This is a genomic window from Brevibacillus sp. HB1.1, from assembly GCF_013332445.1.
Lineage (GTDB): Bacteria > Bacillota > Bacilli > Brevibacillales > Brevibacillaceae > Brevibacillus > Brevibacillus porteri.
Genome location: NZ_JABMIV010000001.1, coordinates 449576 through 473817, shown reverse-complemented (window position 1 = coordinate 473817; position 24242 = coordinate 449576). Strand labels below are relative to the sequence as shown.

General features: G+C 47.8%; 21 protein-coding genes. All 21 read left to right on the top strand.

Going from position 1 to position 24242, the window contains the following annotated elements; translation table 11 throughout:
• Positions 1-38: 38 nt before the first annotated feature.
• The 21 genes from pyrH to pnp all read left to right on the top strand — a co-directional run bounded on the left by pyrH (position 39) and on the right by pnp (position 24136).
• Positions 39-761 (top strand): UMP kinase, encoded by a 723-nt coding sequence (gene pyrH / locus HPY27_RS02215; protein ID WP_017249301.1) that lies wholly within the window; start codon positions 39-41, stop codon positions 759-761.
• A gap of 2 nt (positions 762-763) precedes the next feature.
• A complete protein-coding gene (gene frr, locus HPY27_RS02210; RefSeq protein ID WP_017249300.1) occupies positions 764-1321 on the top strand; it encodes a ribosome recycling factor in 558 nt (185 codons plus the stop codon).
• Positions 1322-1387: 66 nt separating this feature from the next.
• The gene (locus HPY27_RS02205) at positions 1388-2158 is read left to right on the top strand and encodes an undecaprenyl pyrophosphate synthase (protein ID WP_017249299.1); all 771 of its coding nucleotides are present in this window, start codon (positions 1388-1390) and stop codon (positions 2156-2158) included.
• Between the two features lie 17 nt (positions 2159-2175).
• The gene (locus HPY27_RS02200) at positions 2176-2961 is read left to right on the top strand and encodes a phosphatidate cytidylyltransferase (protein ID WP_016743343.1); all 786 of its coding nucleotides are present in this window, start codon (positions 2176-2178) and stop codon (positions 2959-2961) included.
• Between the two features lie 40 nt (positions 2962-3001).
• Complete coding sequence (locus tag HPY27_RS02195; protein WP_026043141.1) at positions 3002-4150, top strand: 1-deoxy-D-xylulose-5-phosphate reductoisomerase; 1149 nt, start codon at positions 3002-3004, stop codon at positions 4148-4150.
• A gap of 44 nt (positions 4151-4194) precedes the next feature.
• Complete coding sequence (gene rseP, locus HPY27_RS02190; RefSeq protein WP_069849247.1) at positions 4195-5460, top strand: RIP metalloprotease RseP; 1266 nt, start codon at positions 4195-4197, stop codon at positions 5458-5460.
• Between the two features lie 55 nt (positions 5461-5515).
• The gene (ispG, locus tag HPY27_RS02185) at positions 5516-6598 is read left to right on the top strand and encodes a flavodoxin-dependent (E)-4-hydroxy-3-methylbut-2-enyl-diphosphate synthase (RefSeq protein WP_007719240.1); all 1083 of its coding nucleotides are present in this window, start codon (positions 5516-5518) and stop codon (positions 6596-6598) included.
• Positions 6599-6641: 43 nt separating this feature from the next.
• A complete protein-coding gene (locus HPY27_RS02180) occupies positions 6642-8387 on the top strand; it encodes a proline--tRNA ligase (RefSeq protein ID WP_174224461.1) in 1746 nt (581 codons plus the stop codon).
• A 116-nt stretch (positions 8388-8503) separates the two neighbouring features.
• On the top strand, positions 8504-12808 hold the full coding sequence (locus HPY27_RS02175; protein WP_174224284.1) for a PolC-type DNA polymerase III: 4305 nt from the start codon (positions 8504-8506) through the stop codon (positions 12806-12808).
• A gap of 167 nt (positions 12809-12975) precedes the next feature.
• Entirely contained in the window at positions 12976-13434 is a 459-nt protein-coding gene (rimP, locus tag HPY27_RS02170) for a ribosome maturation factor RimP (protein WP_017249294.1), read from the top strand.
• A 54-nt stretch (positions 13435-13488) separates the two neighbouring features.
• Positions 13489-14580, top strand: coding sequence for a transcription termination factor NusA (gene nusA / locus HPY27_RS02165; RefSeq protein ID WP_017249293.1), 1092 nt, complete (start codon positions 13489-13491; stop codon positions 14578-14580).
• A gap of 2 nt (positions 14581-14582) precedes the next feature.
• Entirely contained in the window at positions 14583-14873 is a 291-nt protein-coding gene (rnpM, locus tag HPY27_RS02160) for an RNase P modulator RnpM (RefSeq protein ID WP_017249292.1), read from the top strand.
• A complete protein-coding gene (locus HPY27_RS02155; protein WP_007719232.1) occupies positions 14870-15169 on the top strand; it encodes a YlxQ family RNA-binding protein in 300 nt (99 codons plus the stop codon). Before rnpM ends, HPY27_RS02155 begins: the two co-directional genes overlap by 4 nt.
• A 21-nt stretch (positions 15170-15190) precedes the next feature.
• Positions 15191-17797, top strand: a complete 2607-nt coding sequence (infB, locus tag HPY27_RS02150) for a translation initiation factor IF-2 (protein ID WP_174224283.1) — start codon at positions 15191-15193, stop codon at positions 17795-17797.
• The gene (locus HPY27_RS02145) at positions 17797-18078 is read left to right on the top strand and encodes a DUF503 domain-containing protein (protein ID WP_017249290.1); all 282 of its coding nucleotides are present in this window, start codon (positions 17797-17799) and stop codon (positions 18076-18078) included. The genes infB and HPY27_RS02145 overlap by 1 nt, the downstream gene beginning before the upstream one ends.
• Positions 18079-18104: 26 nt before the next feature.
• Positions 18105-18470: a 30S ribosome-binding factor RbfA gene (rbfA, locus tag HPY27_RS02140; protein ID WP_007719226.1), complete on the top strand. Its 366-nt coding sequence runs from the start codon at positions 18105-18107 to the stop codon at positions 18468-18470.
• Positions 18460-19455, top strand: coding sequence for a DHH family phosphoesterase (locus tag HPY27_RS02135; protein ID WP_174224282.1), 996 nt, complete (start codon positions 18460-18462; stop codon positions 19453-19455). The genes rbfA and HPY27_RS02135 overlap by 11 nt, the downstream gene beginning before the upstream one ends.
• Positions 19448-20374 carry a tRNA pseudouridine(55) synthase TruB gene (gene truB, locus HPY27_RS02130; RefSeq protein WP_017249288.1) on the top strand — a complete coding sequence of 309 codons (927 nt, stop codon included), beginning with the start codon at positions 19448-19450 and terminating at the stop codon, positions 20372-20374. The genes HPY27_RS02135 and truB overlap by 8 nt, the downstream gene beginning before the upstream one ends.
• Before the next feature lie 3 nt (positions 20375-20377).
• Positions 20378-21319 (top strand): bifunctional riboflavin kinase/FAD synthetase, encoded by a 942-nt coding sequence (locus HPY27_RS02125; RefSeq protein ID WP_017249287.1) that lies wholly within the window; start codon positions 20378-20380, stop codon positions 21317-21319.
• A gap of 133 nt (positions 21320-21452) precedes the next feature.
• A complete protein-coding gene (gene rpsO, locus HPY27_RS02120; protein ID WP_015891708.1) occupies positions 21453-21722 on the top strand; it encodes a 30S ribosomal protein S15 in 270 nt (89 codons plus the stop codon).
• Positions 21723-21988: 266 nt separating this feature from the next.
• Positions 21989-24136, top strand: coding sequence for a polyribonucleotide nucleotidyltransferase (pnp, locus tag HPY27_RS02115; RefSeq protein ID WP_017249286.1), 2148 nt, complete (start codon positions 21989-21991; stop codon positions 24134-24136).
• Positions 24137-24242: the final 106 nt, after the last annotated feature.

Sequence of the window (24242 nt, the reverse complement as noted above, 5' to 3'; positions counted from 1 at the left end):
GGGCACAGAGAATGATTCATGAATGGAGGCCGTTTCACATGCCACTTCCTGCCTATAAACGGGTTGTGTTAAAGTTGAGTGGGGAAGCTTTGGCGGGGGACTTAGGGTATGGGATTGACCCAAAGGTAATTTTCTCCGTCGCTAACCAGATCAAGGAAATCGTAGAATTGGGTGTACAAGTCGCAGTAGTCGTCGGAGGAGGTAACATCTGGCGCGGACTTTCCGGCAGCTCTAAAGGAATGGATCGGGCAACAGCCGATTACATGGGGATGCTGGCCACAATTATGAACTCACTCGCCTTGCAGGATGGGTTAGAAAAAGTGAACGTCCCGACTCGTGTTCAAACCTCGATTGAGATGAGACAGGTAGCAGAACCATACATACGCCGTCGTGCCATTCGTCATTTGGAAAAAATGCGTGTGGTCATCTTCGCTGCCGGTACTGGTAACCCTTACTTTTCAACGGATACGACTGCTGCTCTGCGTGCAGCTGAAATTGAAGCTGAAGTAATCCTGATGGCGAAAAACAAGGTAGACGGTGTGTACACTGCAGATCCAAGCCTTGACCCGAACGCTAAGAAGTACGACCAGTTGACATTCCTGGAAGTGCTGAATAAAGGTTTAGGTGTCATGGATTCAACAGCGTCCAGCCTGTGCATGGATAACAGTATTCCGTTGATCGTCTTTAACATTTCTGAAGAAGGCAATATTCGTCGGGCAGTAATGGGCGACAAAATCGGTACTCTAGTGAAAGGGGAATAATTATGCCACAAACTGTGCTAAAAGACATGGAAGATCGCATGAATAAAGCGATCAATGCTTTGAAAAGAGATCTGTCTAGCCTGCGTGCAGGTCGTGCGAACCCAGCGATGCTGGAGCGTGTTACAGTAGACTACTACGGAACTCCAACGCCGATTAGCCAATTGGCAAACATCAGCGTTCCAGAACCACGTATGCTGACTATCCAGCCTTGGGATAAAACCGCGCTCAAAGAAATTGACCGTGCGCTGCAACAATCGGATTTGGGAATATCCCCATCCAACGATGGTGTGATTATCCGTCTGATGATTCCTCCACTCACAGAAGAGCGTCGTAAAGAGCTCGTGAAGCTGGCAGGAAAAGGTGGAGAAGAAGCAAAGGTAGCTATTCGTAACATCCGTCGTGATGCAAACGATGAAATCAAAAAGCTGGAAAAAGCTGCTACCATTTCTGAGGACGATTCCCGTCGTCATCAAGAAACCATACAAAAAGCGACGGATAAATTCATCGCCGAAGTTGACAAGATCGTTAAGGACAAAGAGAAAGACATTTTGGAAGTATAGGTAATGGTAATCCCCCTCGATTGAGGGGGATGTACGTCTATATCTCTCATTACGGGGGAACACTTTATGTTAGAACATCTGGCGCGCAAATGGGGCCGCAAAGAAAAGCAAACGGAGCCAGCCGAGTTGGATCGTTCCGGTAAGATCCCGGAACATGTGGCGATTATTATGGATGGCAACGGTCGTTGGGCCAACAAGCGCAGTTTACCCCGGGTTGCCGGGCACCGTGCAGGAATGAAAGCAGTAAAGGAAGTCGTCAAGGCTGCAGACGAGATCGGTGTGCGTTATATGACGATGTACGCATTCTCTACCGAAAATTGGAAGCGCCCACGCGATGAAGTGGATTTTCTCATGAAACTTCCGCAGGAATTTTTGTCGACAGAATTGGATGAATTAATAGAACGTGGTGTTCGCATTCGCATGCTGGGCAGTAAAAACGAGCTGCCTTCTCATACGCTGAAAGCACTGCTGGAAGCAGAAGAGAAAACGAAGGACAATAGCGGTCTGCAATTGAATTTTGCTCTGAATTACGGCGGGCGAGATGAACTTGCGAAAGCATTTTCAGAGATGGCGGCACAAGTAAAAGCAGGTGAGCTTCAACCAGAGCAACTGACTGAGGAATTGATATCGAGCTACCTGTATACAAGCGAAATTCCCGATCCAGACCTCTTGATTCGCACAAGTGGAGAGATTCGCTTGAGTAACTTTATGCTGTGGCAATTGGCATATACAGAATTATGGTTTACGGACGTGCTATGGCCTGATTTTACCCGTGAACATTTTTATCAAGCAATCGTGGAATACCAAGGCCGAGCTCGTCGCTACGGGGCGGTATAACCGAGAGGTGGAATCAGTTGAAGCAACGTATAATAACAGGCCTGATTGGTGGGGCTGCTTTTCTATTATTGATGTATGCTGGTGGAGTTTGGTACTCACTATTGGTGTTTTTACTGGCTGTCATTGGCTATTTTGAATTTATGAGAATGGCTGGCATTCAGTCATTTTATTTGGCAGGATTGCTCGGATATGTATTGATGTTAAGCATTTTGTGGCCGTCTCTATTATTTTCGGATTGGCTCAGTATCAGCATGCCGGATCTGATGCTGCCCGTCATCCTGCTCTTGTTGATTTACTCCGTTTTACGGAAAAATCAGTTTCACATTGAACACGTCGCCCTTACGTTGGTGGGGGCGTTATACATAGGCTACGGTTTTACTTATATGGCCGCTACCCGAAACCTACCTGAAGGATTCATGCTGACGGTCATGGTCATTATGGGAATCTGGTCGACTGATTCGGGCGCCTATTTTGTGGGAAAAGCAATAGGTAAGCGTAAACTGTGGCCAGAAATAAGTCCAAACAAGACGGTGGAAGGGGCCTTAGGAGGTCTCGTCGCTTCTGTCTTGATTGTCCTTTCCATCAATGCAAGCTTTGGACATTTTGCGATTGATCAGGCTTTGACTATCGCACTTGTTGCGGGGATCGTCGGGCAATTGGGTGATTTGGTTGAGTCGGCTTTCAAGAGACATTTCCATGTAAAAGATTCAGGACAGCTCATTCCGGGTCACGGGGGCGTTTTGGATCGCTTTGATAGTTTTTTGCTCGTCTTTCCGGTTCTACATCTATTAGGTATTGTCTAAAACCTTTTGCATATAGAAAGAGATATAGAGGGTGAAATCCGTGAAAAAAATAGCGCTCTTAGGTTCAACGGGGTCAATTGGAACGAGTACGCTTGAAGTCGTAGACCAGCATCCTGAGGATTTTTCGGTGGTGGCTATGGCTGCTGGTACAAACGTCGATCTATTGACACGCCAGGTGGAAAAATTCAAGCCCGAGCTCGTTTCTGTGGGAAATGAGGAGGCTGCCGTTGAACTGCGAGATAGATTGGCGGGTAAGTCTCAACCAGAAATCGTTTACGGGGCGGAAGGATTGGAACTGGTTGCCCGTCATGAAGCTGCCAATTTCGTTATGACCGCTGTTGTCGGCAGTGTAGGGGTCGCACCTACACTCGCTGCGATTGAGGCGGGAAAAACAATTGGACTGGCCAACAAAGAGACACTAGTGAGCGCTGGCCCTGTCGTCATGAAACGAGCGAAAGAAAAAGGCGTATCGATTATTCCAGTAGACAGCGAGCATTCAGCTGTCTACCAATGTCTGCAAGGGGAGCGCAAGGAAGATGTGGCGCGGGTCATTTTGACCGCTTCAGGAGGTTCTTTCCGTCACCTCTCTCGCGAGGATCTACAGCAAGTGACAGTAGAGCAGGCATTGGCTCATCCGAATTGGAGCATGGGTGCAAAAATTACCATCGATTCTGCTACCATGATGAACAAAGGTTTTGAAGTGATCGAGGCTCATTGGCTGTTCGATTTACCTTATGAGCAAATCGAATGCGTATTGCATTATGAAAGTATCATACACTCTATGGTAGAATACAAAGACAGAGCGGTCATGGCCCAACTCGGTACGCCGGATATGAAGGTTCCGATTCAGTACGCCATGAGCTATCCCATCAGAAAAGGACTGCCTACGGAACCACTTGATTTAGTCAAGATCGCCACGCTTCATTTTGCAGCCATGGATTATGAGCGTTATCCTCTGTTAAAATTAGCGTACGAGTGCGGCATGGCAGGTGGTACGCATACTGCAGTACTAAATGCAGCTAATGAGGTCGCAGTTGATAGGTTCTTGAAGGGAGCGATCAGTTTTTTGGACATCGAAAAGGTCGTCCGAAAAACGTGCGAAGCTCACCCGGGTGTAGCGAGTCCAGAGCTTACAGATATTTTTGCAGCTGATGAGTGGGCACGCTCTTATGCGCTCGTCTCCATCTAAGGAAATATGAGTGTTAGATACTTGACAGAAAGGTGGCTGTTCACTTGCCTTTGCCCAACCTGGATTCCGTTGAATCAATTCTCGCGATTGTAGTTGTATTTGGGGTACTTGTCTTTGTGCACGAACTAGGACACTTCCTTCTGGCCAAGAAGGCAGGAATCTTATGTCGTGAATTTGCACTGGGAATGGGGCCAAAAATTTTTCGCGTGAAGCGGGGAGAAACGGAATACACCTTACGCCTGTTGCCCATTGGTGGTCTCGTTCGCATGGCGGGGGAAGACCCGGAAATGGATATGTTGAAACCGCACATGGAAGTAAGCGTGGAGCGGGATGCGTTAGGAAAGGTCACACATATTTTGCTCGATGGGCCAAGTACTGGTTCACCTCGTGCGATTACCGGTACGGTAGTACATTTTGATCTGGAGCAAAATTTAAATATCGTGCTTGAACTAGATGGAGAGCAGAAGACATTTGCTGTTCATCCACAGGCTCAGCTGGTCAAGGATGGACAAGAAGTACAGATTGCTCCTCTGAACAGACAGTTCAAAGGCAAGACAGTTTCCCAACGTTTTTGGGCGATTTTTGCAGGACCTGCAGCCAACTTTTTGCTGGCGTTTGTTTTGTTTATCGTGATCGGCTTCTTGTACGGCGTACCGAATGGCAGCCATCTGGGGAATGTGATTCCGGGAGGACCTGCTGCTCAAGCTGGATTATTGCCAGGTGATAAGGTGATCGCGATTCAAGGTCAGCCTGTATCCTCGTGGAAAGACGTTGTAGAGAAGATTAGCAAAGCGCCGGACCAACAATTAACATTTGAGTACGAGCGCAATGGCCAGCGTATGACTGTGCCAGTTAAAGTAGGGAAAGACGAAAATAACGTGGGCAAAATCATGGTAACCAATGCACTCACGTTTGCCCCGGGAGAGGTTCTGAAATACGGTGCAACTTCCACTTACGAGTTTACGATGATGATCCTGAAAAGCTTGGGAATGCTCGTGACGGGTGAATATGGGCTGAAGGACTTGAGTGGTCCAGTCGGTATTTTCAAGATGACAGGAGAGGTTGCTCAACAAGGTATGGCGATTCTATTGAAATGGGCTGCTGTATTGAGCATTAACCTTGGATTGTTCAATCTGTTGCCACTGCCTGCCTTAGATGGCGGACGTCTTGCATTCTTGGGAGTAGAGGCGTTGCGTGGTCGACCTGTTGACCCGCATAAAGAAGGAATGGTTCATTTCCTGGGCTTTGCCTTTTTGATGTTGCTGATTTTGGTAGTGACTTGGAATGATCTGCAACGCTTGTTCTCCTAATCACGTACTAACACGATAGAAAGAAAAACAGACATACCTAAAAGGATGGTGCAAAATGTTCAAGCGCGAGGAGACGAAACCGGTTTTTGTAGGTGGAGTGCAAATCGGGGGCCAAAAAAGCGTAGTCATCCAGTCGATGACGACAGCAGACACGCGTGATGTAGAAAAAACTCTGGCTGAGATTCAGAGACTGCACGATGTCGGTTGCCAAATTGTTCGCTTGGCCGTCATCAATGAAGATGCAGCCCGTGCCATCAAAAAAATTAAAGAACGCTCCCCATTGCCGCTTGTTGCCGACATTCATTTCGACCACAAGCTCGCGTTGATTGCACTGGAGAGCGGGATTGATAAAATTCGGATCAACCCAGGAAACATCGGTTCGAAAGAAAAAACGCAACGCGTAGTGGAAGCGTGCCGCGAGCGCAATGTTCCGATCCGTATCGGGGTCAACTCCGGTTCAGTGGAGAGAAGACTTTTGGAGAAATACGGTTACCCTTCTCCGGAAGCGATCGTAGAAAGTGCGATAGACCACGTGCAAATTCTGGAAGACTTGAATTACGACAACATCGTCATTTCCTTGAAGTCTTCCGATGTTCCAACAATGATCCAAACATATTCGTTGATGGCACAGAAACGCAACTATCCACTGCATGTCGGTGTTACAGAAGCAGGTACACAGTTTTCCGGTAGCATTAAATCTTCAGTTGGAATTGGAACGGTATTGTCGATGGGAATCGGTGACACCATCCGCGTATCCCTGACGGCTGATCCTGTTGAAGAAATTAAAGTAGCGAAACAAATCCTTCGCAGCTTGGATATCGTGAACAACGATCCAGTGGTTATTGCATGCCCATCTTGCGGTCGATGCGCAATTGACCTGATTGGCTTGGCAACAAAAGTCGAAGATGCTATTTCGACGCTGAAAGTACCGTTAAAAGTAGCGGTAATGGGTTGCGCGGTTAATGGTCCTGGTGAAGCTCGTGAAGCTGATGTAGGCGTTGCCGGCGGAAATGGCGAGGGCTTGATTTTCCGTAATGGTGAAATTGTTCGGAAAGTAAAAGAAACCGAGTTGTTTGAAGAGCTGATGAAAGAAATTAATGAAATTGTAAACGAGCAAAAACCTACAACTGTAGGGTAATGCACGTTGATTGCTGATAAGGCATAAGGAGGACACGCACGTGTTGAAGCAAAGTCAAATGTTGATCCCTACCCTGCGGGAAGTGCCATCCGACGCGGAGATTGCCAGCCACAAGCTGCTGCTCCGTGCTGGTATGGCCCGCCAACTGGCTTCCGGTATTTATACGTACCTGCCCCTGGCGCTCCGTTCCCTGCACAAAATCCAAGCGATTGTGCGTGAAGAAATGAACAATGCTGGGGGACAAGAGCTGTTGATGCCAGCGATGCAACCAGCTGAGCTGTGGCATCAAACGGGTCGTTGGGATGTATACGGTCCCGAGCTCGTTCGCCTGCGTGACCGTCATGATCGTCCTTTTGCCTTGGGTCCAACCCACGAAGAAGTCATTACGAGTCTCGTGCGTGATGAGATTAACTCTTACAAAAAACTCCCGATCAACCTTTATCAAATTCAAACCAAGTTCCGTGATGAAGTGCGTCCACGCTTCGGTTTGATTCGTTGCCGCGAGTTTATTATGAAGGATGCTTACTCTTTTGATACGTCACAAGAAGGTCTGGATCGCAACTTCCAGGCGATGTATGATGCGTACACGAACATCTTTACCCGTGTAGGCTTGAACTTCCGTGCAGTAGAAGCGGATGCAGGTGCAATCGGCGGAAAAGGCACTTACGAATTCATGGCGCTGTGCGACATTGGGGAAGACACGATTGCTTATTCTGAAGAAGGCGATTATGCGGCCAACTTGGAAAAAGCAGAAGTCGTGTACAAGCCATCTGCGAAGCCAGCAACAGAAGCGCCAGCTCGCGAAAAATTGCATACGCCTGGTACCAAAACGATCGACCAATTGGTAGAAGCACTGCAAATCGAAGCAAAGCAAATCATCAAGAGCCTCATTTATCGCATAGACGACAAGCTGGTTATGGTTCTGGTGCGCGGTGATCATGAGATCAATGAAGTGAAGCTGAAAAACTTGTATGATGCGACGATCGTAGGGCTGGCTTCTGAAGCGGATATCGTTTCGGTAACAGGAGCTCCTGCAGGATTTGTTGGCCCTGTTGGCATTGATCCTGAAAAAGTGGAAATCATTGCGGACAATTTTGTTCAAGAAGTTTATGATGGTGTCGTCGGTGCCAATGAAACAGACTATCATCTGACTCACGTAGTTGCTGGCCGTGATTTCACGGTTTCCCAGTACGCTGACTTGCGCAACATTACAGAAGGCGACGAGTGCCCTCGTACAGGTGGTGTTATCAAGTTTGCACGTGGTGTAGAAGTCGGTCACGTATTCAAGCTGGGTACGAAATACTCCACAGCGATGGGTGCTACCTACCTGGATGAGAATGGTCGCAGTCAACCAATGATCATGGGTTGCTACGGAATCGGTGTATCTCGTACGATTGCGGCAGTGATCGAGCAGAACAATGATGAAAATGGAATCATTTGGCCAGTATCTGTTGCACCTTTCCATGTGCATGTGATTCCGGTCAATGTTAAAGTAGAAGAGCAACGGCAAGCTAGTGAACAAATTACAGAAGCATTGTGCAAGGCTGGCGTAGAAGTTTTGTTTGACGATCGTCCTGAGCGTGCTGGTGTGAAGTTTAAAGATGCCGATTTGATTGGATTGCCTCTGCGTATTACGGTTTCCGATAAAGCTGCACAAGAAGGAACAGTTGAAGTGCGTATCCGCAAAAACGGTGAAACACATGATGTGAAGCTGGATCAATTGGTCGATGAAGTGAAAGGTCACTTATCTCGTGTTGACCAAACAGGAGCTGCCTTGTTCGGTAACTAGTTGCATGCAGGAATAAGAAGGATTTTGTCGAATTTTTACGGGGTACTCCCCTAGCTTAAAGGGGAGTGCCTCTTTTTCTTGTTTGAACGCTCACTTATAGGGAAGGTGGGAAAACCGTGGACCGTTTACAAGAGCAAAAGCATCGCTTCTCCCTATTGGTCAAGCAAATGGAAGTTCCTGACGAATGGGTGGAGCGATTTTTTCTTGATGCTCAGATTGAAAAGTTAGAGCTGTATAAGCAGAACAAAGAATGGGTTTTTCACTTTGCCCTCCCGAGAATGATACCTGCAGATGTTTATGCAGCTTTTACGAAGCGATTGACGCATACATTTTCGCATCTAGCCAAAGTAGATACCCGATTTCATTATCTCCAAAAGCCATCACTCGATCATGTAGTCGAAGAGTATTGGGATGTCTTGCTGGCGGGTCTGGAGCCAGCTCTGAACTCCTTGGCAGGTACGATGCGTCAAGCACGTAAGCAGGTCGACCAACAGGAAGTCAAGGTGTACTTGCCAACGGAGATGTCCGTTGAGGTTGCCAAGCGTAAACGAGCGGATAATGAGCTTTTGGCTGCTTTCCAAAAAGCTACCGATTGCTCGATGCGCTTTACTTTCCATGGGGAAGAAAGCGATGACGCGTATAAGGCCTTTGAGGAGCAACGTAAAGAGGAAGAGCGTGCTCTCGTCGAAGTTGTGATGACAGCTGTTCAGCAAGAGAACAAATCGTCTGATAAAGCTGAGGCTGTCACTACGCTCATGATGGGCTATGAAATCAAAGATGCGCCGATCCCGATTTGCGAGATTCAAGATGAGGAACGCCGTATCGTCATCCAAGGAACCGTATTTAACGTAGAAGTTAAAGAGCTTCGCAGTGGACGCCATTTGCTCACGTTCAACGTTTCGGATTATACGGATTCTCTCACGGTGAAGATGTTCTCTCGCGATAAAGAAGACGTGAAAATGCTTGAATTGCTGAAAGACGGCATGTGGGTGAAAGTACGGGGAAGTGTACAGCATGACACATTTGTACGCGATCTTGTGATGAATGCCAATGATTTGAACCAGATTGAGCAGGTCATTCGCAAAGATCACGCGGAAGAAAAACGTGTCGAGCTCCACTGCCATACGCCGATGAGTGCGCTGGATGCCGTTGCATCCGTAAAATCACTGGTCTCGACGGCAGCAAAGTGGGGTCATAAAGCAATTGCTGTCACTGACCATGGTGTCGTGCAGGCTTTTCCAGAGGCGTATTCCATCGCCAAAAAGAACAACATCAAATGCATTCTCGGTATGGAAGCCTACGTAGTCGAGGATGGTATCGATATCGTTTACAACATGCAAGTAGACAACAATCTCTCCATTGATGAAAATACCGAATACGTCGTGTTTGATACGGAGACGACGGGGTTAAACGCCTCAGAGCATACAATCATCGAGATCGCTGCTGTCAAAATGAAAGGCGCAGAAATTGTCGACCAATGGACGGAACTGATCGACCCGCAATTGGAAATTGGGCCAAAGACAACCGAGATTACGGGGATTACCAACGAAATGCTCCGCGGGCAAGAGACACTCGATGTGGTACTCCGCAAGTTCAAAGATTTTACTGGTGACGCCATCCTCGTTGCGCATAATGCAGAGTTTGATAAAGCGTTTATTAACGCCTGCGCCAAACGGATTGGCATGGAACCATGGACCAATCCATTTTTAGATACCCTGCCTTTGGCGCGTTTGATGTACAAAGGAATGCGCAATTATCGTTTGGGATCATTAGCGAAAAAGTTTAACGTCGAGCTCATTAATGCTCACCGTGCGTTGGACGATACCGTGGCCTTGGCTCAAGTGTTCCAGCAAATGCTGAAGGACATAAAAGAAGCGGAAATCAAATCGCTTGCTGAACTGAATGAAAAAAGCAACGAAGAGGCGGATTACAAGAGTGGACGTCCATTCCATGCGACGATTCTCGTGCAAAATAAAGAAGGCCTCAAAAACCTGTACAAGCTCGTGAGTCGTTCCCATGTGGAAACCTTCTTCCGTTGGCCACGAATTCAGCGAAGCCAGCTGACCAAATACCGTGAAGGCTTGTTAATCGGGACAGCATGTAAGGATGGCGAGCTGATGCAGTCGATTCTGCGTGGTAAGTCACCAGAAGAACTGAAGGAAGTTGCTAGTTATTACGACTTTTTGGAAATACAGCCGGTTGCTCATTACTCACCACTATTGCGTAATGAAGAAATTCCATCATTGGAGACGATGAAGGGCTATCATCAAAAGATTGTGGAAATGGGAAAAGAGCTCGGCAAGCTGGTCGTAGCCACAGGAGATGTGCATTTTCTCAATCCGCAAGATGAAATCTTCCGCGATGTTTTCTTATTGTCAAAAGGGGACCCAACGGCAGGCAACCAGCCGCCGCTTTACTTCCATACAACGGAAGAGATGTTAGAGGCGTTTTCCTTTTTGGGGGAAGAGACTGCAAAAGAAATTGTTGTAACCAATACGAATGCCATTGCGGATATGATTGAGGATATTAGTCCGATTCCAGACAAGCTGTACACGCCGATCATTGAAGGGGCGGATGATGAGCTGCGTCAAATGTGTTATGACAAAGCAAGGTTGTTGTATGGTGATCCATTGCCCGAACTGGTCGAGCATCGCTTGGAAAAAGAATTGAACAGTATCATCAAGCACGGCTTCGGTGTGATTTATTTGATTTCGCAGCGTTTGGTAACGAAATCGTTGAATGATGGTTACCTGGTAGGTTCACGTGGGTCTGTAGGCTCGTCTTTTGTTGCCACGATGTCTGAGATTACTGAGGTAAACCCATTGCCTCCTCACTATCGTTGTCCAGATTGTAAGCACAGTGAATTTATCACAGACGGTTCCATCGCCTCTGGGTTTGACCTGGAGGATAAAGCATGTACAGAATGCGGCACGATGTATGCCAAAGACGGGCAAGACATTCCGTTCGAAACGTTCCTTGGTTTTAAAGGCGACAAGGTACCGGATATTGACTTGAACTTCTCTGGTGACTATCAGCCGCGTGCACATAAATACACACAAGAGCTGTTCGGAGCGGATTACGTTTATCGTGCCGGAACGATTGGTACCGTTGCGGAAAAAACAGCGTATGGCTACGTGCGAAAGTATGCCGATGAGCGTGGCATGACGCTGCGTAATGCGGAGATATCCAGGATCGTCAACGGCTGCACAGGCGTAAAAAGGACGACGGGACAGCATCCGGGAGGTATTATCGTAGTACCTGACTACATGGAGATTGAAGACTTTTGCCCGATTCAGTTCCCGGCTGATGATAATGAATCAGAATGGCGCACAACCCATTTCGACTTCCACTCCATTCACGATAACTTGCTGAAACTCGATATTCTGGGACACGATGATCCGACCGTTATTCGTATGTTGCAAGACTTGACGGGAATGGACCCGAAGACGATTCCACTGGATGATAAAAAGACCATGTCCATCTTCAGTACCACCGAAGCGTTGGGAGTTACACCAGAACAAATTGGTACGAACATGGGAACACTTGGCATTCCTGAGTTTGGAACCAAATTCGTACGTCAGATGTTAGAAGACACCAAACCGACTACGTTTGCCGAGCTCGTTCAGATTTCTGGACTTTCACACGGTACGGACGTTTGGCTGAATAATGCACAGGACTTGATTCGAAACGGTACATGTAAGCTGCCGGACGTAATTGGTTGTCGTGACGATATCATGGTGTACTTGATCTATAAAGGACTAGAGCCTTCTCGTGCCTTTAAGATCATGGAGTCTGTACGTAAAGGTAAAGGGGTTCCTGAAGACGACCAAGAAGAAATGCGCAATAACAATGTGCCAGAATGGTATATTCAATCGTGTCAGCGGATCAAGTACATGTTCCCGAAGGCGCACGCGACTGCTTACGTCATGATGGCAGTGCGGATCGCATACTTCAAAGTTCATCGTCCATTGGAGTTTTACGCGACGTATTTCACTGTTCGTGCAGATGACTTTGATATTCCGTTGATGGTCAAAGGCTCAGCAGCGATCAAGCAAAAGATTGAAGAGATCGAGGGTAAGGGACACGATGCACAGCCAAAAGAAAAGGCATTGCTGACTGTCTTGGAGATGGCGCTGGAAATGGTGGAACGCGGCTTCCGTTTTACGAACGTTGATTTGTACAAATCGGACGCAACGCGCTTCCTGATCGAGGGTGACACTCTGATCGCTCCATTCAACGCCCTGCCTGGCTTAGGGACGAACGCAGCGATCAGTATCGTGCAGGCGAGAGAGCAAGGAGAGTTTTTGTCCAAGGAAGATCTCTTATCCCGTTCCCGTATCTCCAAGACCATTTTGGAGTTCTTGGACGAACAGGGTGCGTTGAAAGGACTGCCGGAATCCAATCAGCTATCCTTGTTCTAAGGCTTGCTGTCAAGGCAGACGGTCATCCAAAGGTTGTCAGCGGAGGGCTGTTATGCTATAATTTTTTTGGAAATACTGGTTTTATACGCATGGCTGATCGAGAGTGGGGAAACCCACTCTTTCTTTCTGGCTACACCTCATGGTTCAAATGAGAAGGAGGTACTTGCTTGAGCAAGGTAACGGGCATCGTCACTGAACTCGTCACGCCCATCGTTGAAGAAGTGGGCCTGGAGCTGGTTGACATCGAGTACAAAAAGGAAGGCAGCAACTGGTTTCTGCGCGTGTTTATCGACAATGAAACTGGCAACATCGATATTGATGACTGCCGCCTTGTCAGCGAGAAGCTGAGCGAAAAACTAGACGAAGTAGATCCCATCCCTACGGCATACTTTTTAGAAGTATCTTCGCCGGGTGCTGAGCGCCCTTTACGTAAGGATAAGGATTTCACGAAAGCTGTTGGCAGACATGTTCATATCACAACAAAAGAGCCAGTAGAAGGATCAAGCCAGTTCGAAGGCGAACTGATATCCTTTGAAGATGGCAAGCTGACAGTGAAAGAGGCAAAGAAAACGTATGTAATTTCCCAAGAGCAAATTGACACAGCCAGATTGGCGATTGTTTTTTAATTGTCAGTAGCTTGTGGTAGCCCGTGGTAAGTAAAGGAGGAGGCAACGAAAGTCATGAACGGCGATTTTATCGAGGCTTTAGAAGCCATTGAGAGAGAGAAAGGCATCACCAAAGACGTACTGATTGAGGCCATCGAAGCGGCTCTTATCTCTGGATACAAACGTAACTTCAACTCGGCCCAAAATGTACGGGTGGATGTAAATCGTCATTCAGGTATGGTGCGTGTGTTTGCGCGGAAGAACGTCGTAGAAGAGGTATTGGATACGCGCCTAGAGATCTCTCAAGAAGCAGCACAAGAAATCGATCCTAACTTCCGTCTGGAGGACATCGTCGAAATCGAGGTAACGCCTCGTGATTTCGGTCGTATTGCTGCTCAGACAGCGAAGCAAGTGGTTACGCAGCGCATTCGCGAAGCGGAGCGCGGTTTGATCTACAGCGAGTTTATTGAGCGTGAAGACGATATCGTAACAGGCGTTGTTCAGCGTATGGACGCTCGCAATTATTACATTGATCTGGGTAAGGCGGAAGCCGTTATGCCGATCACAGAAAAAATGCCATCCGAAGATTTTAAATCTCAAGATCGTGTGAAGGCATACATCATCAAAGTAGAGAAAACCACTAAAGGACCGCAAATCGTCGTTTCTCGTACTCACCCGGGGCTTTTGAAGCGTCTCTTCGAATTAGAAGTGCCAGAAATATATGACGGTGTGGTTGAAATCAAATCTGTTGCGCGTGAAGCGGGCGATCGCTCGAAGATCGCTGTGCATTCCATCAACGCAGATGTTGATCCAGTAGGTGCTTGTGTCGGTCCAAAGGGCATGCGCGTCCAAACGATCGTTACGGAGCTGAAAGGCGAAAAGATCGACATTGTTCGTTGGTCTGAAGATCCTGCCGAGTATGTAGCCAATGCACTCAGCCCTGCAAAAGTGCTGCATGTTGAGGTTAACGTAGCCGAGAAGGTTACACGTGTGATCGTTCCTGATTATCAATTGTCTCTGGCGATTGGTAAGCGCGGCCAAAACGCACGCCTGGCAGCAAAGCTGACTGGCTGGAAGATCGATATCAAGAGCGAGTCCCAAGCCGACCAAGAAGGCATCGCTTATCCAAAAGAAGTAGAGAGCGATGAAGGGACGGACAACGAATAATCATGAAGCAAAAAAAGATCCCGTTGCGTAAGTGCATTGTTTGCCAAGGAATGTTTCCGAAAAAGGAATTAGTCCGCGTCGTCCGGACTCCAGAAGAAGAGATCGTCATTGATCTTACTGGAAGGGCGGCGGGACGCGGTACCTATGTGTGTCGGCAGGAAAGCTGTCTGAAGCCGGATGCGTTCGCATCGGGAAAATGGAAAAAAGTGCTGGAACGTGCCCTCAATATGTCCATCTCCCAAGAAAAGTATGATGCTTTCCGTGAGAAATGGCTGGAGATGATGGGAAAATGATCCCAAAAGCAGCACAATTACTCGGATTGGCGATGCGTGCGAGAAAGATCGTTACCGGGGAGGAGCTAGTCATTACCGCTATTCGTAATGGGCAGGCCCGCCTGGTTTTGCTCGCATCAGATGCATCAGACAATACCGCTAAGAAAGTAAAGGATAAATGTTCCTATTACGGTGTCTCATGTGTAACCACTGGCGACCGACATTCATTGGGACACGCAATCGGAAAAGATGGGCGCGTTACCGTGGCGGTAACCGATGGGAAATTGGCCGAAAGCATTCAGCGTCTGCTCACCTAACTTAGAAAGGGTGAAGTATATTTGAAGACACGTGTGTATGAGTATGCCAAACAGCACAACATGAGCAGTAAGGAAATCCTCAATTTGCTAAAACGATTGAATATAGAAGTAGCAAATCATATGAGTATCATGGAAGAAGGGACGATTAAAAGGATCGAGGATCACATGGCCAAATTGCGTTCTGGCGCCAAGCCAGAAGCGCGCAACTCGTCAAGCGATGCACGACCAAAGCAAACGGACGATCAACGTCGCCCCACCGACTCCAGAGGACAACAGGTTAGACCCCAGCAACAGTCGGGGCAAGCTCAAGCTGTTAGAAATGACAGACAAAATGGCGATCGTGAAGGAAGCACGACAAATACTACTCGTTTCGGTAACAACAGTGCTACTTCCGATCAGCAAAGTCCTCAACATGGAAAAAATCAGGGGAAGAATCAGGAGAGAAAACCAAACAATATGAGAAGTCAACCCGCAAAACCGAATGACCGCAAGCCACAAGGTAACCAACAAAGACCACAAGGCCAAGGACAACAAAGACCACAAGGTCAAGGACAACAAAGACCACAAGGCCAAGGACAACAAAGACCACAGAACAATCAGCAACGCCCACAAAACCAACAGCGTCCTGCACAACAACCTGCTGCTAATCAGACAGAGGGACGTACAGGAGAAGAGTTTGAAGATAAAGTAAAACTCCCATCCAATGTTGGTATGGAGAAGCGCGAGAAAATCAAAAAGGCTCCTCAAACTCAAAAGACTTTTGAGGATAACAAAAAGAGCCAACCATTCCGTGGTGGAAATAACCGCAACAACCAAAATAACCGTCGCGGAAATAACCATCGTGGTGGACAAAAGCCGCAACGTCCTGTTCTGGAACCACCAGCAAAGATTACGTTTACCGAGTCTTTGACAGTGAACGAGTTGGCAGTGAAACTCCGCAAGGAACCAGCGGAAGTGATCAAGAAGCTGTTTGGATTGGGCATCATGGCAACAATCAACCAGTACCTTGATCGTGAAGCAATCGAACTCATTTGTGCAGACTACAATGTAGAAGTGGAAGAAAAAATCATCATCGATGAAACCAACTTCGAAACATTGGAAGAAGTGGATGCACCAGAAAGTCTCTTGGAGCGCCCACCAGTTGTTACCATCATGGGACACGTTGACCACGGGAAAACGACTTTGCTGGATGCGATTCGCTCTACAAACGTTGTAGCAGGCGAAGCAGGCGGAATTACACAGCACATCGGTGCGTACCAAGTAGAAATCAAAGGAAAGAAAATTACTTTCCTAGATACACCAGGTCACGCGGCCTTTACAACAATGCGTGCTCGTGGTGCGCAAATTACAGACATCACCATTCTGGTTGTTGCAGCGGATGACGGTGTTATGCCACAAACGATTGAGGCGATCAGCCATGCGAAAGCGGCTAACGTACCTATCATCGTTGCAGTCAACAAGGTTGACAAACCAGAAGCAAATATTGACCGCATCAAGCAAGAATTGACCGAGTATGAGTTGGTTGCCGAAGAGTGGGGCGGCGAAACTATTTTCTCCCCATTGTCCGCTAAACAGCGTACAGGTATCGAAGAATTGCTTGAGTACATCTTGCTCGTTTCCGAGGTAGAAGAACTGAAAGCAAACCCAGACAAGCGCGCTCGCGGTACTGTTGTCGAAGCAGAGCTTGACAAGGGACGCGGTCCAGTTGCAACCATTCTGGTTCAACAAGGTACCCTGCGCGTTGGTGACCCAATTGTAGTAGGTTCCGCTTTCGGACGTGTACGTGCCATGGTGAACGACAAAGGACGCCGCCTGAAAGAAGCAGGACCTTCTACTCCAGTAGAAATCACTGGTTTGAATGACGTTCCACAAGCAGGCGACCAATTCCGCGTCTTTGAAGACGAGAAAAAAGCCCGCGCGATCGGGGAAGCACGTGCTTCCAAGCAACGTGAATCCGAGCGTCGTGAGAGCTCCCGTGTATCTTTGGATGACTTGTTCCAACACATCCAAGAAGGCGATATTAAAGAGCTGAACCTGATTGTAAAAGGTGACGTACAAGGTTCTGTAGAAGCGCTGCGTGGCGCTCTGGAGAAAATCGATGTCAACGGTACTCGTGTGAAAATCATTCATACAGGTGCTGGCGCGATTACGGAATCCGATGTTACGCTGGCAAATGCTTCCAACGCCATCATCATTGGTTTCAACGTGCGTCCTGAACCAAATGCACGCAGCATGGCGGAACAAGAGAAGATCGACATCCGTTTGCACCGTGTTATTTACACGGTAATCGAAGAGATCGAGCAAGCTCTTAAAGGTATGCTGGATCCAGTCTTCAAAGAAAATATTATCGGTCAAGCTGAGATTCGTGAAGTGTTCAAGGTATCCAAAGTTGGAAACATTGCAGGTTGCTATGTGACTGAGGGTAAATTGAGCCGTGATGCTGGTGCACGTTTGATCCGTGAAGGCATTGTAATTTATGAAGGTAAGCTCGATACACTCAAGCGCTTCAAAGACGATGCGAAAGACGTTGCTGCGGGTTATGAGTGCGGTCTAACCTTGGAACGTTTCAATGACCTCAAAATTAATGACGTCATCGAAGCATTCGTTATGGTTGAAGTGAAACAATAATGGTAGCAGGTGTGCAGATTGAACTGTTTCTGCCCGCTAGCCAAAACCTGAAAGAAAAACGGGCCATCGTCAAAAGTCTGATCGGCAAGCTGCGGAGCCGATTTAACGTCTCCGCGGCAGAGGTGGCTTATCTCGAGCAATGGCAGCGTACCGTGTTGGGTATCGCTGCCGTTGCTAATGAGATATCTTTTTTACAACAAGAAATGCAGGCTGTCATACGATTCGTGGAAAACCATCCAGAGGTAGAGTTGACTCGCGTGGATACGGAATACTACGAGTAAAGAGCAGCTAGCGGAGGTGAAAATCGATGAATAAAACACGAATCAGCCGCGTAGGCGAAGAAATCAAAAAAGAATTGAGCCTCGTATTGCAGCGTGGACTCAAAGATCCTCGTGTCGGTTTCGTAACGGTAACAGATGTAGAGGTAAGCAGTGACCTGCAATTGGCAAAGGTTTTTGTCAGCATTTTTGGCAGTGAGGAAGAGCGTAAAGCTTCTCTTGCAGGTTTGACAAAAGCAAAAGGTTATTTGCGTACGGAGATCGGGAAACGCGTAAAGCTGCGTCACATTCCTGATTTTGTATTCAAGCTGGACGAGTCCATTGACTACGGCAGCAAAATTGAATCAATCCTGCGGGAAATCTCCACAGAGGGAGAGAAACAGGATGAATCCTAATCAAATAGCAGTACAGGAAGCGGCGCGGTTTATGCAGGAGCACGACCGCTTCCTGGTTCTCTCTCATGTAAGTCCTGACGGAGATGCTACAGGATCTGCTTTGGGAGTCGTGCTCATGCTAGAGCAGTTGGGAAAAGAGTATGTGGTTGTAAACGAAGGGGAAACACCGATCAAGTTTAATTTCTTGCCAAGGTTTGACCGTCTTTATAACCTGCGCAAGCAACCACTGAACGAGACGTTCGGGGCCGTAATCGCTGTAGACTGCGCGGATGAGTCGCGGATGGGCGATGTACGGTCTTTATTTGCGTCTGGAGCTGCTTTGCTGAATATCGATCACCATCCGACCAACGATCATTTTGGAACGGTAAATCTGGTTCGGCCGGATGCAGCCGCAACAGCAGAGATTTTGTTTGATGTTGCAGAAGCAGCTGGGGTTTCTTTCAATGAAGAGCTTGCGCTGTGCATCTATACAGGTCTTCTGACAGATACAGGCGGTTTCCGCTATTCCAATACATCACCGCGTGTCATGGAAATCGCTGCTCGATTGCTCGGATATGGTGTGAAGCCAGGAGACGTAGCAGAGCGCTGCCTGGAGGAAATCACATTTGCCCATGTGAAAGTTTTGCGACGTGCTCTCCAAACCTTGCAACTGTCCCATCAAAATTTGGTTGCTTCGATCACTGTTTCGGCAGCAGATTTTGCCGAAGTGGGTGCTGAGCGAGAAGATGCTGGTGGATTGGTGAATTACTGCCGCAACATTGAGGGAGTCGAGGTAGGCGTTTCTTTTGTGGAAGCGGAACTAGGAGTGGTCAAGGTGAGCATGCGTGCTCGCGATCGGGTTGACGTAGCTGTCATTGCTAAGCAGCTCGGTGGTGGTGGACACGCAAAAGCAGCAGGATGCACGATCAAAGGACCACTTTCAGAAGTACAGCAAAGAGTATGGACTGTGCTGGACGATGCAGTAGGAGTGAAATTCGATGAGTAACGTGAACGGCGTGCTGGTTATCGATAAGCCAGCTGGTATGACCTCCCATGATTGTGTAGCACGAATTCGTCGATTGTATGGAACGAAAAAAGTGGGGCATACGGGTACACTGGATCCAGATGTAACGGGTGTACTCCCCATTTGTGTGGGACACGCAACGAGGCTAGTTGAATATTTGCAAGAGCTGCCTAAACGCTATGATGTAGTCATGCGCCTAGGCTCTTCGACCACGACGGAAGATGCTTCCGGAGAAGTGGTGGAGCAAGCTAGCGTAGATGCAGCATCGATTACGACGGAGCGTATTCAAGCGCTGTTCGAATCCTTTTTGGGTGAAATGGAGCAGGTACCTCCGATGTTCTCAGCGGTGAAGGTAAACGGCAAGCGGTTGTACGACCTGGCTCGTGAAGGCACGGTGATCGAACGGCAGGCACGGAAAGTGACGCTGTATGAGCTGACCCTTCATAAGATCAGCGTGGATGGGGACACTGTCGATGTTGCATTCACATGCACGTGCTCCAAAGGCACATACATGCGCACCTTATGTGTTGACCTCGGACGCGCTCTGGGTTATCCTGCCCATATGAAGCTGTTGCGGCGAATAAAAAGCGGCCCGTTCCAAGAGCAAGAGGCAATCCCCCTCCAGCAGATTGAGGAACAGGCAGCAACCGGGGAAGACATTTCCCGCTACTTGGTCTCCATCCCTCAGGCAATCTCGTTCTTACCGTCGTTTCAGGTTAAGCCAGAACGGATCAAAGCAGTACGTAATGGACTTGCTACTGCGCTTCCGGGCGTCACTACGGAGGAAGGAAGCTTGATTTGCTTGTTTGCGGGGGAAGAATTACTTGGCATCCATCGCGTATGCCGTGGAGACAAAGGACTTTTCGCCAAACCAGAAAAAGTCTTTCCAGCCGAGGTGTAATCCGTGAAAACGATCTACCTGACATATCCGTTTCCGTCTGACCTGCAAGCGAATCCTTGTGCGATTGCACTGGGGTACTTTGATGGTGTACATATTGGGCATCGCCGTGTAATTCAAAAGGCGATTGATACAGCGAAAGCAAACGGATGGCAAAGTACGGTAGTGACCTTTGATCCGCATCCTCGAGAAGTATTGGGGCAAAGCGGTTATACCCGCTATTTGACACCACTTGCAGACAAGCTCGAGCAATTCGAAAAGATGGGCGTAGACACCACTTATGTAATGAAGTTCGATATTAGCTTTGCGGCTATTTATCCAGAAGATTTCATCGCAGAGTGCCTTCTCCCATTGGAATGCCGCCATATTGTCGTTGGCTTCGACTACACCTTTGGCTATCGCGGGATGGGGACTGCCCATACCCTGCAAGAAATGAGCAAAGGTCGCTATGGGCTCGACATAGTGGGTCCGGTAAATCGTTTGGGTGAAAAAGTGAGCAGTACAATCATCCGTGAATATCTGCATCATGGGGATGTCGAGCAGGTTCGCCATTTGCTAGGCCGCTCCTACAAAGTTCGCGGGACAGTCGTGCATGGCGACAAACGAGGTCGAACCATTGGCTTTCCTACAGCGAATGTCCAAGTGAATCAGCCGTACTTAATCGGAAAGAATGGGGTCTACGGCGTTCGGTTTACCGTAGATGAACAAAGCTACTATGGCGTCATGAACGTAGGCATCAAGCCTACATTTGAACTGGAGAAAAAAGAAAAGTCATTAGAAGTGCACATATTTGAGTTCTCTGGTGAAATCTATGACAAAGAAGTAGAAGTAGAGTTCCTGTTCTACATTCGGGAAGAACAGAAATTTGCTGGAGTCGATGCGCTCATTGCGCAAATTGGACGAGATGTACAAACGGCGAAACAAAAATTCGCAGAGGGAATCTCGTAAAGGATTCTCTTTGCTTTTCACAAAATGGTATGCTATAATTCAAAACGTTGTACAGATAACCGTAGCTTGGCTGTCCGATTCTCACCGACGGCAGACTCGGCGAACGGTATAAAAAATGAGGAGGTGAGTCATGATGGCATTGACTCAAGAACGTAAAACTCAACTGATTCAAGAGTTCCGTACTCATGAGAACGACACCGGTTCACCGGAAGTGCAAATCGCTATCTTGACCGAAAACATTAACAATCTGAACGGACACTTGCGTACGCACAAGAAAGATCACCACAGCCGTCGTGGTCTCTTGAAAATGGTTGGTCAACGTCGTAACCTGTTGACATACCTGCGTGAAGCAGATGTTCAACGCTATCGTTCGGTTGTAGACCGCCTGGGTCTGCGCCGCTAATCAGCGTCTTGTAAAAAGCGGGTTCTGCCCGCTTTTTCTATCGTGTAGGAGGGTTTAGCGTAGAAATGCGCTAAGCCCATCCGAAACGAGTAAAAAAGCTTGTGACCTATCTGGTAGATTTAATTAGCTTCAAAAGAAGCTTTTTTTATTATCTAGAAAGACTGCCAAAGGTAGCCATTTAATTTTTATCATGGCAGGAAATAATACATATAGGTAGAAAACAAAGTGTGAAATGCACATTGTTGTGAAGGAGGACTGCTAGCATCATGGAGCAACAATACCGTACATATGACTTCGAACTGGCAGGCCGAAAACTGACCCTGGAATTTGGCAAAATGGCTAAACAGGCGCATGGTTCGGTCTTGGTTCGTTACGGCGATACAGCAATCCTGTCCGCAGTTACAGTCTCGAAGGAACCAAAACCACTTGATTTCTTTCCATTGACTGTTAACTATGAGGAGCGTCTCTACGCGGTTGGGAAAATTCCTGGCGGCTTTATTAAAAGAGAAGGACGTCCAAGCGAAAAGGCAATTTTGGCTAGCCGCTTGATTGACCGCCCTGTCCGCCCTCTTTTTGCAGAAGGATTCCGTAACGATGTACAAATCGTAAATACTGTTCTGTCTGTGGATCAAGACTGCTCACCTGAAATCGCTGCGATGATCGGTACTTCCGCAGCGCTATCCGTTTCGGAAATTCCTTTTGAAGGTCCGATTGCAGGAGTGATCGTAGGACGAATTGACGGGGAGTTCGTCATTAACCCTACCGTAGCTCAAGCGGAGAAAAGCGATATTCACCTGACTGTCGCAGGTACACACGAAGCGATTAACATGGTGGAAGCAGCTGCGAACCAAGTACCGGAAGCAGTAATGCTCGAAGCGATCATGGCTGGTCATGACGTTATTAAGCAACTGGTAGAATTCCAGAACATGATCGTGTCCGAAATTGGCAAGCAAAAGATGGAAGTCATCTTGCATGAGGTGGATCCTGAAATCGATCAAGCTGTGCGTGAATATGCGGAAGCTCGCCTGAAAGAAGCTGTTCGCATCGAAGAAAAACAAGCACGCTACGATGCTATTGACGATATCAAGGCAGAAACCAAAGAACATTTTGCAGCCAAGGACCCTGAGGCATACCCAGAGCAGGAAAAGATGATTAGCGAAGTACTTGGCAATATTGTCAAGGATGAGGTTCGCCGTCTGATTACGGATGAGAAAGTTCGCCCTGATGGACGCGCTCTGAACGAAATCCGCCCGCTGTCTAGTGAGACAACCATTCTTTCCCGTACACATGGCTCTGCTATGTTTACTCGCGGTCAGACGCAAGCACTGAGCGTTTGCACATTGGGCGCGCTGGGAGATGTTCAAATTCTCGATGGACTCGGTCTGGAAGAATCCAAGCGTTTCATGCACCACTACAACTTCCCACCGTATAGCGTGGGTGAAGCACGTCCGTTGCGTCCTCCAGGGCGTCGTGAAATTGGACACGGTGCGTTGGGTGAGCGTGCAATTGAGCCGATCATTCCATCTGAGGTAGAGTTCCCATACACGATTCGTCTCGTATCCGAAGTAATTGAATCCAACGGTTCCACATCGCAAGCGTCGATTTGCGCGAGCGTACTTGCCTTGATGGATGCAGGTGTACCGATCAAAGCTCCGGTAGCAGGTATTGCGATGGGCTTGATCATGAGCAAAGATGAGAAATCTTTCTCGATCCTGACTGATATTCAAGGTATGGAAGATCATTTGGGAGACATGGATTTCAAAGTAGCGGGTACAGAGGCTGGTGTAACAGCTATCCAAATGGACATCAAAATTTCCGGTATCAACCGTGAGATTTTAGAGCTGGCCTTGGAGCAAGCGCGTGTAGGTCGTTTGCACATCCTGAACCATATGATGAGCACGATTTCCGAACCGCGTAAAGAACTGTCTCCTTATGCACCAAAAATCATGACCATGACGATCAATCCGGAGAAAATTCGTGATGTAATCGGTCCACAAGGTCGTGTCATCAATAAGATTATCGAAGAAACCGGCGTAAAAATCGATATCGAGCAAGATGGACGAGTCTTCATCGCATCCATCAACCACGAAGCGAATCTGCGCGCGAAACAAATCATTGAAGATCTGGTTCGTGAGGTAGCTGTTGGTCAGGTTTACCTGGGAACAGTAAAACGCGTAGAGAAGTACGGTGCGTTCATCGAATTGTTCGCAGGTAAAGAAGGCTTGTGCCACATCTCTCAACTGGCTGAAGAGCGTGTAGCCAAAACAGAAGATGTTGTCGCAGTTGGTGATAAAGTACAAGTGAAAGTGACCGAGATCGACGACCAAGGTCGTGTGAATCTTTCTCGCAAAGCAGTTTTGAAAGAGCAAGCTGCTGCGGCACAAGCTGCTGAAACACCAGCAAAAGAAGAATAAAGAAAAACAAAAGGCTTCGTCACTCGAAGAAATTCGTGTACGGAAGCTTTTTCTTTTATGTGCCAGATGCTCCCGTTTCGTATGTCTAAGTCGTTCCTTCCTCTCA

Excerpts from the sequence above, each read along its gene's own strand:
- pyrH (WP_017249301.1), top strand. The coding sequence starts at position 39 with ATGCCACTTCCTGCCTATAAACGGGTTGTGTTAAAGTTGAGTGGGGAA.
- frr (WP_017249300.1), top strand. The coding sequence starts at position 764 with ATGCCACAAACTGTGCTAAAAGACATGGAAGATCGCATGAATAAAGCG.
- HPY27_RS02205 (WP_017249299.1), top strand. The coding sequence starts at position 1,388 with ATGTTAGAACATCTGGCGCGCAAATGGGGCCGCAAAGAAAAGCAAACG.
- ispG (WP_007719240.1), top strand. The coding sequence starts at position 5,516 with ATGTTCAAGCGCGAGGAGACGAAACCGGTTTTTGTAGGTGGAGTGCAA.
- nusA (WP_017249293.1), top strand. The coding sequence starts at position 13,489 with ATGAACGGCGATTTTATCGAGGCTTTAGAAGCCATTGAGAGAGAGAAA.
- rnpM (WP_017249292.1), top strand. The coding sequence starts at position 14,583 with ATGAAGCAAAAAAAGATCCCGTTGCGTAAGTGCATTGTTTGCCAAGGA.
- HPY27_RS02155 (WP_007719232.1), top strand. The coding sequence starts at position 14,870 with ATGATCCCAAAAGCAGCACAATTACTCGGATTGGCGATGCGTGCGAGA.
- HPY27_RS02145 (WP_017249290.1), top strand. The coding sequence starts at position 17,797 with ATGGTAGCAGGTGTGCAGATTGAACTGTTTCTGCCCGCTAGCCAAAAC.
- rbfA (WP_007719226.1), top strand. The coding sequence starts at position 18,105 with ATGAATAAAACACGAATCAGCCGCGTAGGCGAAGAAATCAAAAAAGAA.
- HPY27_RS02135 (WP_174224282.1), top strand. The coding sequence starts at position 18,460 with ATGAATCCTAATCAAATAGCAGTACAGGAAGCGGCGCGGTTTATGCAG.
- truB (WP_017249288.1), top strand. The coding sequence starts at position 19,448 with ATGAGTAACGTGAACGGCGTGCTGGTTATCGATAAGCCAGCTGGTATG.
- rpsO (WP_015891708.1), top strand. The coding sequence starts at position 21,453 with ATGGCATTGACTCAAGAACGTAAAACTCAACTGATTCAAGAGTTCCGT.
- pnp (WP_017249286.1), top strand. The coding sequence starts at position 21,989 with ATGGAGCAACAATACCGTACATATGACTTCGAACTGGCAGGCCGAAAA.